This window comes from Trichocoleus sp. DQ-A2, from assembly GCF_039961915.1.
GTDB lineage: Bacteria > Cyanobacteriota > Cyanobacteriia > Cyanobacteriales > FACHB-T130 > FACHB-T130.
On record NZ_JAMPKD010000004.1, the window covers coordinates 205,613 to 218,934 of the forward strand.

Below are 13,322 nucleotides of genomic sequence, written 5' to 3' on the forward strand. Positions count from 1 at the left end.
GGGGTTAATCCCTCGACAGGAATTGATATCAGGATTAGACTTAAGAATTAAACCCCTATTTCTAATGCTGAATTAGATAGAAATCTTAAAAAAGAACGTAGCTATAGTGAGAGGTTTCATGGTGCGATCGCAAAGCGTCTCGGAAAAAGAATCAATACGTCAAATGAGCAGCCGCAGAACAGGTGCCTTTGCCCTGATTGACAGTCTGAAGCGTCACGGTGTTGAGCATATTTTTGGCTATCCGGGTGGTGCAATTCTGCCGATATACGATGAACTGTATCGGGCACAAACGGATGGCGGGATTCATCACATTCTGGCAAGACACGAGCAAGGCGCGGCTCACGCGGCGGATGGTTATGCTCGTGCCACTGGCAAGGTAGGTGTCTGTTTTGCCACGTCTGGCCCTGGGGCAACGAACTTAGTGACAGGCATTGCAACAGCTCACATGGACTCGATTCCAATGGTGGTAGTCACGGGGCAGGTGGCTCTTAACGCGATTGGCAGCGATGCGTTTCAGGAAACCGATATTTTCGGAATTACGCTGCCGATTGTGAAACACTCCTATGTTGTGCGCGATCCCGAAGACATGGCGCGGATTGTGGCAGAAGCGTTCCACATCGCCAGTACGGGACGTCCGGGACCCGTGTTGATTGATGTGCCCAAAGACGTGGCATTAGCGGAATTTGACTATGTGCCGGTGGAGCCGGATACGGTGAGATTGCCGGGATATCGTCCTACAGTGAAGGGCAATCCTCGTCAGATCAATGCAGCGTGTACCTTACTTCGGCAAGCACGGCAGCCGTTGCTGTATGTGGGGGGAGGCGCGATTACATCTGGTGCCCATGCAGAAATTCAGGAACTGGCGGAACTCTTCCAAATCCCCGTAACAACGACGTTGATGGGCATTGGTGCATTTGACGAGAACCATCCCCTCTCACTGGGAATGTTGGGGATGCACGGCACCGCCTACGCTAACTTTTCAGTGAGCGAGTGCGACTTGCTGATTGCGGTGGGAGCTAGATTTGATGACCGAGTGGCGGGTAAGTTGGATGAATTTGCTTCTCACGCCAAGGTCATTCATATTGACATCGACCCCGCAGAAGTCGGAAAAAATCGCGCTCCGGAAGTTCCCATTGTCGGCGATGTGCGGAACGTGTTGATTGACTTGCTGCGCCGATGTCAGGAAACCAACGCGGCTTTTGAGCCAAATCAAACGAAAGCATGGCTGGAACGCATTAATCGCTGGCGGGAAGACTATCCCCTCGTGGTGCCCCAATACCCCGATAGTCTGGCACCGCAAGAGGTGATTTCAGAACTAGCGAATCAAGCTCCCCAAGCCTACTACACGACAGACGTAGGTCAGCACCAAATGTGGGCGGCGCAATTTCTCAAAAATGGGCCGCGTCGGTGGATTTCTAGTGCCGGTTTAGGCACGATGGGGTACGGGATGCCAGCGGCGATGGGTGCTAAGGTAGCGCTGCCAAACGAACAGGTGATTTGTATTAGCGGCGATGCCAGTTTCCAGATGAATTTACAGGAACTGGGCACACTGGCACAATACGGCATAAATGTCAAGACTGTTATTATCAATAATGGCTGGCAGGGAATGGTGCGTCAGTGGCAAGAGGCGTTCTACGGAGAGCGTTACTCGTCCTCAAATATGGAAGTGGGGATGCCGGATTTTGTGATGCTTGCCAAAGCATACGGTATTAAGGGAATGTCGATCCGCGATCGCTCGGAACTGAAAGATGCGATCGCCGAAATGTTGGCTCACAATGGCCCCGTTTTGCTGGAAGCCCAAGTTAAACGGGACGAAAACTGTTACCCAATGGTGGCTCCTGGCAAGAGTAACGCTCAAATGATTGGCTTGCCAGAACGCCGCAAGTTGGAAAAAGCCACAGAGCTAGTCTATTGCAGCGGTTGCGGTGCGAAAAACATTGCTAGCAACAACTTCTGTCCGGATTGCGGCACCAAAATCTAAGGGTAATCAGTGATTGGTGATGAGTTTTTGACCAATTGCTGATGGATTCTAAGCGTTTGGATTACCGATTTTTTCCTTTGGAATATTAAACAGAGACTGGCTATCAATCGCCAGTCTCTTTATTTTTAGGGTGAATCTGGAACAATTTAGATGCGATCGCCTTTACCCTTCAAAGGTGCGACAGCACAATCAAAAAATACTCCCAAATCACCGTCTTTAAGCCTTTAGTAATCTTTTGATTACTTCTCCTTTACCTTAGGGGGTTACAGTGGCAGTGGCTATCCATCGCCAAATTTTCATAGCTGGAAATAATTACAGCCATGCCTCCAACTTCCAAAGCAGTTCTAGCAATCGATCAATACGATCCCAATGAAGGGCGTCGTTTGCATTTTTATGCCAAGGGAGACCTAATTCCCCTCGTGCCACAGGGCATTTGGCAGATCGATCGAGGTTTGGTGCAGCTGAGTACCCTTTGCCCGAATGGTGAAGAAGTGTTGCTGGGTTGGGCAGGAACTGCAACATTCTTTGGTCTTTGGATGACCTTGCTGCAAGCCTATCAGGCAACGGCGCTCTGTGATGTCTACTTAAGATGGTTTTCAGTCACAGAAATTGAAGCTTCCCCACGTCTAGCTCAGATGATTTTGCCGCAAATGGGACGACGGATGCGGCAAGCAGAGGCACTTTTAGCCATTGTCGGACAGCGACGGGTCGAAGATCGCTTGCAGCGACTGTTGTTGCTGTTAAAAAAAGAAATCGGTCAACCTGTAGCGGGTGGAACTCGTCTGGGGGCACGCCTCACCCATCAACATATCGCCAGTGCCATCGGTACCACCCGCGTGACAATCACGCGATTGCTCAGCAAGTTACAGCAGCAGGGATCGATTAGCCTGGATTGCGATCGCCACATTATCCTAAAAGATGAGAGCTTTGCCAGCATCTCTGATTGGTGAGTCGCATTTGTTAGGAGTAAGCTTCTGTCTCTCTCAGTAATTTCGGTTCCATCGGCAACGAATCAACAGCCCGCTGGGTTGATTGTCGTATTGCATGGCTTTGGAGGGAATGCCCAACAGTTGGCATCCTTAGCCCCATTTTTGAATTTACCGGAGTATCAGTTTTTGGTGCCCGATGCCCCTTTTACAAATCCCTATGTATCGGGGGGGCGAATGTGGTACGAATTTGGAAAGCCAGGAGGTTCGCAGTCTGCGGATTTAGTCAAAAGTCAGCAAATGCTAACTGAGTGGCTCAAATCTTTAGAAAGTTCTACCGGAGTCCCTCTTTCACGCACAATTTTGTGTGGATTTTCTCAAGGCGGAGCAATGACGCTGGATGTAGGATTGAATTTACCTTTAGCGGGTTTAGTCGTGTTGAGCGGCTATTTGCATCCTCTCTCTCCAAAACCTGATGCGACTTATCCACCTGTATTAATTTTGCATGGGAGACAAGATTCTGTGGTGCCGCTGAGTGCTGCCCAGAAGGCACGGGACGCTTTAACAGCACTAGGAATATCGGTACAATACCAGGAATTTGATATGGGGCATGAGGTTCAACCGGCAGCTTTAGAAGTGATGCGGAAGTTTGTCAAGGCAAATATCTGATCGGCGCTAGCCGCTAATAGCAGTCGTCAGAGTGAAATGGGTAGTGGGTGTCGAGTCTTCCCTTCCATTCCCCATTCCCACTCGGTGAAATCTCCCGTTTAAAGCTAGTAGACCCGCTAACTTGACGTTTTTTATATTAAGCGATCGCCAGTAATGGCGTTAAGATAAAATGGTTTGTTGCATCTGTATAATACATGGCACAGATGCAGATTGAGGGAGGCGCGGTCAATGACAACTGTTAGCATTTCCAACCGGGATATTTCTGCTGTAACGGCAACTGAAGTGGAACATCTGGCTGTACGGCTAGAGCAAGATAATTACACCAATCCTTTTGAAGGATTGGATGATTGGCATTTGCTCAGAGCGATCGCTTTTCAACGTCCAGATTTAGTTGAACCCTACCTCTACCTACTGGATTTTCAACCCTTCGATGAAGCTTAAATGCAAAGTGGCAGACGAGTTCTCATAGGGATAGGCGGCGGTATCGCCGCCTATAAAGTTTGTGAGGTAATTTCGGCGCTTGCGAAAACTGGGGTGGAAGTTCGGGCGATTCTCACGGATTCGGCTCAAGCATTTATCACTCCGCTAACCGTAGCAACGCTGTCCCGTCATCCTGCTTATACAGACGAAAATTTCTGGCAGCCGACACGCGGACGCCCTTTGCATATTGAGTTGGGAGAATGGGCAGAGGTTTTTGTTATTGCTCCTCTCACTGCGAATACCTTAGGCAAGTTAGCTTATGGTTTCGCTGACAATCTGCTCACGAATACCGTCCTCGCTTCAACTTGTCCAGTGCTGTTAGCACCGGCAATGAATACGGATATGTGGGAACAGGTGGCAGTGCAACGCAATTGGCAACAGGTATTCGCAGATAAACGCTATCACGGTGTTGGTCCCGGTGCTGGACTGTTAGCTTGCGATCGCGTTGGTGCTGGACGTATGGCAGAACCTGCTGAAATTTTGCCGCAAATTACATCTCTATTGCACACTGGCGGTAAGCGAGATTTAGCCGGGAAACGAGTTTTAATTAGTGCTGGAGGAACGCGAGAACATCTCGATCCGGTGCGTTTCATCGGTAATCCTTCGACTGGCAAAATGGGATTCGCATTAGCACAAGCTGCACTGCATCGCGGCGCATCTGTGACGCTGGTGCATGGGCCAATGGAGACACCATTAATCGCCTCTCTACAAAAAGTGCAATTGATTAGTGTGATGAGCGCCCAGCAGATGCAGCAGGCGATGTTAGAGTGTTTTCCCGATGCGGATTTGATTGTAATGTCGGCGGCGGTGGCAGATGTGAAACCCGCCGAGTATAGTACCCAGAAATTGCCGAAGCGATCGCTTCCTGCTTCATTACCTTTAGAATCTGTACCCGATATCGTGGCAGAATTGGCGAGTCTCAAACAGCCGCATCAAAAGTTAATTGGATTTGCCGCCCAGACTGGGGATATTGTTACGCCAGCCTTGGAGAAGTTGCAGAAGAAAAATTTGGATGCCATTGTTGCCAATCCCATCGATCAAGCCGATGCTGGTTTTGGCAGCGACAACAACCAAGCCGTATTTCTTGACAATCAAGGGCGCAAAGTAGAGATTGAACCCTGTAGTAAATTGCAGATGGCTCACGCTTTATTTGACTTTGTTCAAGGTGCTGGCTAAAAGGACAAGCGGTGCTTAGATCCCATCATTTTTCAGCGATTCTCATCGCTTCTCCATCTATTTTTGATTGGACAGAAGCCGATTTCTTAGATTCATTAAAAAGTGCGGCTCAAGATGCCCATCTAACTCCCGTTGGTCAGCTTTCTTTTACTTTTCAACCACAGGGAGTATCAGCAGTTCTCTTACTGGAAGAATCTCACGTCGCCTTGCATTTTTGGCCTGAAGAAGGGAAAGTTACCGTTGATATCCATGTGTGTGATTATCAGCAAGATAATTACGAAAAAGCAAAAACTCTTGCTGAATTACTTACTTTGGAGATTGGCGACAATTCCAATAATGAGCAGTGGAAATATTTCTGCGTTACTGGTTAATTTAAACAGCCCAAGCGATTAAAAATGAAGCCGCAATATAAGCAAAAGCTTCAATTAGTCCAGCACCCAAGTTCGGGATTTGTTGACGTGCAATTTCGTCTGATATTTTTACTCCTGGCACTAAAATTAAATCTGCTACCCAGCGAATTACAATCAGTGAGGCTAAGCAAAATAGGAGTGTTAAACCATATTGAGTAAAACTAATTACCCAATTTTGAAACTCGGCGGCAAATGCTACGCGCACGATATTACCTGTGGCAATAAGTAAGCCCGCTAACGCCACACCAGCAGCAGGATTATTGCGCCTTTCGATCTCTCCAAATACATTGTATTGAGTGACACGAGGATAGAGAACGCTCACCAAAACGAGTACGCCTAAGCCAACGATCCAGCAGATAAACCCTACCAGCCAAGTGCCACTTTCCCCGCCGAGTGCGGCGCTGAGAATGAGTCCATTAGCGATGTGATTGCCAAATTATACAGCAGCAGCGCCTGTGTTCCGTTCTTCAAGAATTTCGCGCTTACAATCAAAGCAACGCAAAATTAAGCGATCGCCTACCCAAGCGCCAGCCAACATGAATAAAATGACTGTTGCGCCATAGCTTGCCAAATTGAGTAATTTGTCCTGCCAATTGCCTGAAGGTTGTCCTAAAACACCACCCAGCGCAATGACGATACCGAGGTAATATCCGACGAGAGCGATCGCTACGGCTGGATTATCTTTAACAAATAGTTCCAAGTTTAATTCCATGCGACGAAATAGTTTTTGGTAAGCGAGTTGTCCCAGCCAGAACAACCCAAAGCCTACGACTAGCTCTAGAAGAATAAATCCTAGTTGACTAACTTGTTCCACTACTTAACTCCTTCTCAATATTTCTTTGATATTCAATTAATTCGATATTTTTAAGTGTTGTAATAAGCCAATCATTGTATCTGCTAGTTGGTCATAAAAAAAGTAATCATGAGCACCGATAGTTTTTACTGATACGCCACCAAACTGACTTTTAAACCGAGAAAACTTTGCATAGCTATGATTAGGATCGTGAGTAAAACCATAGAAATCATAGAAAGTGCAACCGCGTGATTTTGCCCGTTGCATTGCAGCCCAGTGTAAACTGTAAGTTGCCATGACTTCCGGATGTTCAAAACTACGTCCGCCGTAGAGATAAGTTGCGCGATCGCCCCAATAAACAACTAAGATAGCTGCTAATATTTTTCCTTGCCAGATTGCGAAACCTAGCTCTGCCATATTTGCCTTAAATAAGGTTTGGCAAAGATTAATGAAAAATTTGTAGGGTTCACCAAAAAACTGCTGGCGTTTTACCGTTTCCCAAAAAATATCGTAAAACACAGGAATTGCCTGTGAGTCTGTTCTAAATTCAGTTTCTACACCATGACGCCAACTCAAACGCAAATTATATCGTCCTTTTGGCTTCATAGTTGCTAACATTTTAGTTTCTGTTAACTGTAAATCAATTAACAGAGTTTCCGAGGGCAATAAATCAGCAGGTGCACGCATAAACCCGGAAAGCAAATCTAGTTTTTGCTGCCATAAAGGTTCAATTCGTAGGGCAACCGCTCCTATTTTTTTAGCTAAAGATGCCGCTTCTTCCAGCAATATCTGCATTCCTTCTTTTTCCAATTTTTCAGGTAGCAGAGGGGCACCGGGAGCAACTAATAAATTGGCTTTATTAGGATGGGGATAAAAATAAAAAATGCATCCTCCCACTAATTCTTGCTTGTAAAATAAACCATAACGGAAGGTTTTATATCCTTCCAATTCTTTGAAGTCTGCCCAAGTCCAAGACTGCATAAAGCATCCTGCGGGAGCAGTTTGCACAAGCAAGTCCCAATGATGGCGTTCTTCTGAATTTAGTAGTCTAAGGGTTAAAGATAATTCTTCCAATTGAATTTTGTGCCCATTATTTACATCTAAAATGTCAGTCATTATTCGAGCGATTTGTTAATAAGTTTATCAACCAAATACCACCAGCCGCCGTCAAAACAAATCCTATAGTTCTATTGAACCAACTCCAGTCTCCTTCGCTATAATAAGTATTTCCTCCCGAATAGCCGCTAGAGCCAGTAGAATGGCTACTTCCTGAATAGTATCCCTTGGCAAATACAGCATCTGGAGATGCTAAATTGGCCATTAATAAAGTTACTGAGAGCATCATAATAAATTCTGCTGCTCGTGGTGATAGCGTTAAAATTTGCTGTCCAGTGCGGATTTTATCAGACAATTGTTTTAGTTCAGCGGCAATCTGAGGCGGCAGTTCTTGAGCACGTTCTAAAATACTTCCCAATAAACGTGATAAGTCGATTTCTGATAGTAATTTTTGAAGGTGGGCTAACCATTCTGCTGTCATCTTTGGGTTGTGATAAGGATGTTGTACCGGCAATAGTTTGCTAGTATCTATCTCATTACCCTGAACTTCTTCTAACCACCTTTGGGCGGTTGATTCTAGCTGAAAGAGATCCCGCAACCCTATCACTCCAGTTCCAGCTTCTTCAATGTCTAAAAAATTAATGGTTTTTTCATCAATTGCTTCGCTAATTTGAGGCGATTGAATATGAGGATTTAGTAAGTAGTAAAATAGCTGCGGGCAATCCAGGGTGTGAATATTGACGCTGTGGCGGCTATGCGCGATCGCATTCTCAAACTCAAACACTTTTAGCAGATTTTTAAGCGCGATCGCCTGTAAATTTTCAGGTAGGGTAATTCCTTCTATTTCAGAACGCTGAATTGCAACTGGAGACGCTAAGAAGAACCCCCAATTGCCATAATCATGCCTTTGAAAGGATGGGATTGTTAATTGTAAAGGCTTTGCCATCAATCCAGCAGCTAACAAGGTTTGATATAAACACCAAAAACCTGTTGTCCGATTTTCTGGAGAAACACCATTCGTGCTAATAATCCCACCTGGATAAAGAACCCGGCTAATCGTTTTAAACCATTCTTGGCTGTATATCGCCGTATCTTCTGTACAACTAGGATAAGTGAAATCGCAAATAATAACGTGATAAGATTTTTCCTTGAGTGTCGATAAAAACTCAAAAGCTTCTTGCGTGTAAATTGTTAAGCGATCGCTTTCTAAGCTTCCCTCGTTAAAATCCTTAAATACCCTTTTCCCTAGTTCTAAAACTTCTGGGTTGTAATCCACTAAATCAACGTGACTAACTTCAGGAAATCGCAACACATCCCGTGCAGCTAATCCATCTCCGCCGCCACAAATCAAGACTTGCAACTCTGTGTGAGGAAATCGTTTGACTGCCAGCGCTACCGATGGAATCACTAAATACTCGTGATAAATGGCTTCATCAGCGGTATCAAACTGCAAATCACCATTGATATAAAAAGCCAATCCGTTGTTATGTTGTTCAATAAATAAAGATGTAGGCATTTTTTTACTATCCGAATACCATCAACAATATTCCGCAAGCCATCATGAAACTGGCTACTAATGCTTGGAAAATCACGCTTTCCAAAAAACTCTTCTTCGCTCCTCGTTCAATGTGAGAAAAATCTTCTGGTTTTACTATTTTGGTAGAGTAAATATGTCGTTTGCCATCAGGCCAAGCTTCAATTGCTAAATTCCATTGATGATCCTTGTCCCAATAATCCCACGTAATTCGAGATGTCTCCTCTTCATCTCCTTCATAATTACCCTTGGTTGATGATTCAAAGTAATAGCGTTTACCCAAGGCTTGTAATTCTGGGTAAGGCATTTTTCCTCCTTGCATATCGTGCCAAAAACGAATAGCCAAATTATTCAGTGATTCTGGTTCAAATATCTTAGGGTCTGAAATTTCTTCGGCAAGATACCAATTGACTAAGGATTCAGGATTTTGCGGATCAATTTCTCGTAGCAAGTAGTATTCTTTTCCTGCCTGAGATTTTAGCAACCACTCCGTTGTTTCATATCCATAGGAATCGTCATAAGTGCTGTATTCTTTAATCTGCCACTGAACGCCATAATATTTTATGCGATCGCCTGGACGTAAATTTTCAAGTTGAGTTTTCGTAGTAATGGGATACATAAAATTTTGCTCTGCTAAAATTTTGTTTGAATGTAGAAAAAATCTTAAGTTTAAGTTTATTTTATTAAAATAATATCCGGCATTTTTGCTGGTTAATAGAGCGACTTAGCGTAGGCAGCATTTATTATATTCACACAGCCCTTAACTTCATAAAATAATCAATAAGACTTCATAAAAATATTAATTTTTTATAATCATCTACTCAAGGCGATAGAAGAGGTTCAATAACCCGACCCACCAACCAACTTCACAAAAAACATATCCGCTAGGAAGATGACCTGCGGGAGCGCGATCGCAATCAAAGATAAATTCTTCATAAGGAACCCAAGCGCCATCAATCCGCCATCCGACGCGATCGCCTAAAATACACAAAATCTCATAATTTGCGCTTCTCGTCCCTCCGATCCTTTCCCAGATATATTTTTGGACGCTAAAACCAAAGCGTCCTTTGCTGTGTTTTATCCAAAGTTGGTTAATGATCCGAAGGTCTGACATTGGAAAATTTTTGATATCTTCCACTCTCAGCCAACCTTCTGTTTCTCGACCAGAAATTTTCAGCATAACCGTCGTGGTTTCTTCATCCGCTTCTTGCCACTTTCCTAACGCTAAAAAAGTCTGTAGTTGCCGGTAATCTATCTTTGACGCTGAACTTTGCCGATTTGTTAAAAAATTCCGATTTGTAGCGATTGAACTAGCATTATAAGTTTTTGAAACCGGGATATTGCTAGATAGTGGCTGCTTAAAACTGTAAGTAGAAATCTTATTAAGATTAAGCAATTCTAGCCACTCCTGCACCGACTGAGGGCGTTCCTCCGCTTGAAATTCCATCCCTTTAAGAATCGCCTGATTGGCTAAATTACTAATACTGGAATTGAGGCGTTGCGGTGAATTTAACCGAATCCCCGCAGCTCTCGCAGGCGCAGGTAGCGGGACTTCTCCAGTCAGCAAATAGTAGAGCGTCGCCGCGAGTGCATAAACATCCGTATACTCGCCCCGTCTTGCTTGCTGAGCATACTGTTCAATTGGAGCAAAGCCTGGAGTAAAGGTTTGCGTATGAGTCTGCGTTATATCGGGGATAAATTCCCTAGCAATGCCAAAATCAATCAGTACCGCCTGGAATTTTTCGGCACGCACCATGATATTAGATGGCTTCACATCCCGATGCAAAAAGCCCCTGTCGTGGATGAAAGTTAGTGCGTCACCAATCTGGCGGATGTAGTGTAATGCTTCGGTTTCCGACAAAACACCCAGATTAAGTACGCGCTGCTCTAAGTTTTCTCCCTCAACATACTCCATCGCCATGCAAGGTAACTGTCCTTCAGAGAAGGCATTGTCAATCTGCACAATATTAGGGTGTCGGCACACAGCGAGTCGCAGCGCTTCTTTCTGGAAATCTCGATTAAATTTGTCTCGGTACGCTGTAAATTCGCGTTTAGTCAGTACCCGTTCATTCAGCGTCTTGATGACGACAAAATTCCCTTTTTTGTCCCTAGCTAGAAAAGTGATGCCATAGCCTCCTTCTCCTAGCACCCTTTCAACGATGTATCTTCCACCATGCAACATCTGCCCAGCGGCCCAAACCATTCCTCACACTTTCCCTGACACTTAGGCTAATTTTGCCATACCCTTGGTGCCAGTTTTGTTAAGTATTTGACCTATTCCAGAAGGCTCCATAACGGAAGGAAACAAAGGTGAGAGAAGAGCGATCGCTCTTGTTTTTGAGTGCTATATTCAGCGTAGAAACGCCTAGATGAAGGCAATTGTTATGACTCAGGAACTCATGGATTTACGAAATAGCATCATTGAGGGACGCGATAAAGAAACTTTGACGATTTTAGGTGGGCTGGATTAGATGAAGAAAAGGTGGATAGAACTCAGATAATCCTGACAGCTCAACAATTACTTGCTTTGCCGTATGCTCATTCAGCAAGTATTTTACTTGACATGATTGATGAGTATTTAACTCAGTTACCGGGTGGGCAAGATTGGTTTGAAGACAGGCGCGAATAGAGAATGCGATCGCTTGCCCTTCTTTTGATTGCATTTATTCTCAGCAAGATAGGCGATCCCAAAGCCACCTTTACCCAACTGCTTTTCAATAATGTATCGTCCGCCCTGCAACTTTTGTCCAGGATGCCAAACCATTGCTAAAGCTGCCTCGACACTAGGGTTAATTTTGGCATAAGGGTAGCCGTTCGCTTACACTGACTTCTGGCACCCTCGCTACACCCCATTTCCAGCATGGGTCGCTTCTAGCGTAGGTTTGTATGCCAGTCAAAATGAGGAGAGCCAAGTCAGGGATGAAAAAAATATTGTTGTCCGGTTTGTTGTTGTTGCTACCGCTAGCAGCATGTTCGCCCAACCCCTCCGGGACTTCAGCGACGAACGGTGGAACTGAGGCAAAACCTCTGACAATCGGTGCCATTCCCGATCAAGATCCGCAAAAGTTACAGCGTCAGTATGAGAAGCTAGCTGCTTATCTGGAAAAGGAACTGGGTGTGCCAGTTGAGTATAAGCCGGTTACTGACTATACGGCGGCGGTTACTGTGTTCAAAGTAGGGGATTTGGATTTGGTTTGGTTTGGGGGATTGACGGGGGTGCAGGCACGGTTGCAGGTGCCCGGTGCAGAAGCGATCGCGCAACGCGACGTAGACGCCCAATTTCACAGTCTCTTCATCGCCAACAAAAAGGCTGGGCTGAAGCCATTTAAAGATATTTCTGGTTTACAACAACTAAAAAAACATAGCTTCACTTTTGGCAGCGAATCTTCAACATCCGGGCGTTTAATGCCTCAATATTTCTTGCAACAAGCTGGACTTAAGCTTGAAGATTTGAAAGGTCAAGCTGGTTTTTCTGGCGATCACGATAAGACGATTAAATTGGTGGAAGCAGGCACCTACGATGTCGGTGCTGTGAATGAAAGCGTCTGGAAAAAGCGAGTCGATGCCAAAGAAGTAGACTTGAACAAAGTAGAAGTCCTTTGGGAGACACCCGCTTACTACGACTATCACTGGGTCATTCATCCCGATGTCAAAGAGTACTACGGTGAAGATTTTGTTGAAAAAGTGCAAAACGCCTTTTTAAAACTAGACCCCAAGGTACCAGAGCAAAAAGAAATTCTTGACCTTTTACAAGCAACTAAATTTATTCCTACCCAAAACTCCAATTATGCTCAAATTGAGGAAATTGGTCGGGAAATTGGCAAAATAAAGTGATGTAAATGACCGAAGCTAACTTTAAAATTGCAGAAAACTCCGCTAGTGAAACTCTAGTGGAGTTTATCTGGGAATTCTACAAATTTGAACACCTAAAATTTGATAAATCCCTTGTTTGCAAGGGGTTAGCAAAGATTTTGCAGGATGATTCTCTAGGACGAGTGTGGCCGATCTAGCATGGCAACAAAGCGATTGGCTACATCGTCCTGACCTTTGGCTACAGTTTGGAATTTCGAGGACGTGATGCATTTATTGATGAACTTTACATCCGAGAGAGTTATCGGGGGCAAGGGGTAGGCATGAGCGTAATTCAGTTTATAGAAAGTGTTTGCCCTTCTCCAGAAATTCAAGCACTTTATTTAGAAGTCGAGCGGAAAAAGACAGCAGCACAAAATTTGTATCAGAAGGTTGGTTCTAAAGATCGCGATCGCTCTCTCATGACTAAATGGATAGCAAACTAAGC

15 protein-coding genes are annotated in these 13,322 nt (G+C 44.8%); 8 read left to right on the forward strand and 7 right to left on the reverse strand.

The features are described 5' to 3' along the window. Nucleotides 1-118 precede the first annotated feature (118 nt). The 6 genes from ilvB to NC997_RS05370 all read left to right on the forward strand — a co-directional run bounded on the left by ilvB (nt 119) and on the right by NC997_RS05370 (nt 5,603). Nucleotides 119-1,981, forward strand: a complete 1,863-nt coding sequence (gene ilvB, locus NC997_RS05345) for a biosynthetic-type acetolactate synthase large subunit (RefSeq protein ID WP_190528461.1) — start codon at nt 119-121, stop codon at nt 1,979-1,981. Between the two features lie 320 nt (nt 1,982-2,301). Continuing rightward, on the forward strand, nt 2,302-2,931 hold the full coding sequence (locus tag NC997_RS05350) for a Crp/Fnr family transcriptional regulator (protein ID WP_190412634.1): 630 nt from the start codon (nt 2,302-2,304) through the stop codon (nt 2,929-2,931). A 24-nt stretch (nt 2,932-2,955) separates the two neighbouring features. Beyond that, nucleotides 2,956-3,576, forward strand: coding sequence for a dienelactone hydrolase family protein (locus NC997_RS05355; RefSeq protein WP_190528533.1), 621 nt, complete (start codon nt 2,956-2,958; stop codon nt 3,574-3,576). 228 nt (nt 3,577-3,804) lie between these two features. Next, a complete protein-coding gene (locus NC997_RS05360) occupies nt 3,805-4,017 on the forward strand; it encodes a DUF2555 domain-containing protein (protein ID WP_190412635.1) in 213 nt (70 codons plus the stop codon). Further along, a complete protein-coding gene (gene coaBC, locus NC997_RS05365) occupies nt 4,018-5,232 on the forward strand; it encodes a bifunctional phosphopantothenoylcysteine decarboxylase/phosphopantothenate--cysteine ligase CoaBC (protein WP_190528464.1) in 1,215 nt (404 codons plus the stop codon). It abuts the gene before it with no gap. 11 nt (nt 5,233-5,243) lie between these two features. Beyond that, nucleotides 5,244-5,603 carry an S-adenosylmethionine decarboxylase gene (locus NC997_RS05370; RefSeq protein WP_190436997.1) on the forward strand — a complete coding sequence of 120 codons (360 nt, stop codon included), beginning with the start codon at nt 5,244-5,246 and terminating at the stop codon, nt 5,601-5,603. Between the two features lies 1 nt (nt 5,604). On the opposite strand, the gene NC997_RS05375 is transcribed toward NC997_RS05370, so the two are convergent. The 7 genes from NC997_RS05375 to NC997_RS05405 all read right to left on the reverse strand — a co-directional run bounded on the left by NC997_RS05375 (nt 5,605) and on the right by NC997_RS05405 (nt 11,789). Continuing rightward, nucleotides 5,605-6,066, reverse strand: a complete 462-nt coding sequence (locus NC997_RS05375; protein WP_347276135.1) for a DUF350 domain-containing protein — start codon at nt 6,064-6,066, stop codon at nt 5,605-5,607. A 12-nt stretch (nt 6,067-6,078) separates the two neighbouring features. Next, nucleotides 6,079-6,456, reverse strand: a complete 378-nt coding sequence (locus NC997_RS05380; RefSeq protein ID WP_199306228.1) for a DUF350 domain-containing protein — start codon at nt 6,454-6,456, stop codon at nt 6,079-6,081. Between the two features lie 36 nt (nt 6,457-6,492). Beyond that, complete coding sequence (locus NC997_RS05385; RefSeq protein ID WP_190528466.1) at nt 6,493-7,551, reverse strand: peptidoglycan bridge formation glycyltransferase FemA/FemB family protein; 1,059 nt, start codon at nt 7,549-7,551, stop codon at nt 6,493-6,495. Then, on the reverse strand, nt 7,544-9,007 hold the full coding sequence (locus NC997_RS05390; protein ID WP_190528468.1) for a spermine synthase: 1,464 nt from the start codon (nt 9,005-9,007) through the stop codon (nt 7,544-7,546). Before NC997_RS05390 ends, NC997_RS05385 begins: the two co-directional genes overlap by 8 nt. Before the next feature lie 7 nt (nt 9,008-9,014). Further along, on the reverse strand, nt 9,015-9,644 hold the full coding sequence (locus NC997_RS05395) for a DUF4178 domain-containing protein (RefSeq protein WP_190412641.1): 630 nt from the start codon (nt 9,642-9,644) through the stop codon (nt 9,015-9,017). Between the two features lie 198 nt (nt 9,645-9,842). Further along, the gene (locus tag NC997_RS05400; protein WP_190528470.1) at nt 9,843-11,228 is read right to left on the reverse strand and encodes a serine/threonine-protein kinase; all 1,386 of its coding nucleotides are present in this window, start codon (nt 11,226-11,228) and stop codon (nt 9,843-9,845) included. A gap of 384 nt (nt 11,229-11,612) precedes the next feature. Further along, complete coding sequence (locus NC997_RS05405) at nt 11,613-11,789, reverse strand: hypothetical protein (protein WP_190528546.1); 177 nt, start codon at nt 11,787-11,789, stop codon at nt 11,613-11,615. Nucleotides 11,790-11,944: 155 nt separating this feature from the next. On the opposite strand from NC997_RS05405, the gene NC997_RS05410 reads away from it, so the two are divergent. Next, nucleotides 11,945-12,859, forward strand: a complete 915-nt coding sequence (locus NC997_RS05410) for a putative selenate ABC transporter substrate-binding protein (protein WP_190528472.1) — start codon at nt 11,945-11,947, stop codon at nt 12,857-12,859. A gap of 191 nt (nt 12,860-13,050) precedes the next feature. Then, nucleotides 13,051-13,320, forward strand: a complete 270-nt coding sequence (locus NC997_RS05415; RefSeq protein ID WP_347276136.1) for a GNAT family N-acetyltransferase — start codon at nt 13,051-13,053, stop codon at nt 13,318-13,320. Nucleotides 13,321-13,322 lie beyond the last annotated feature (2 nt).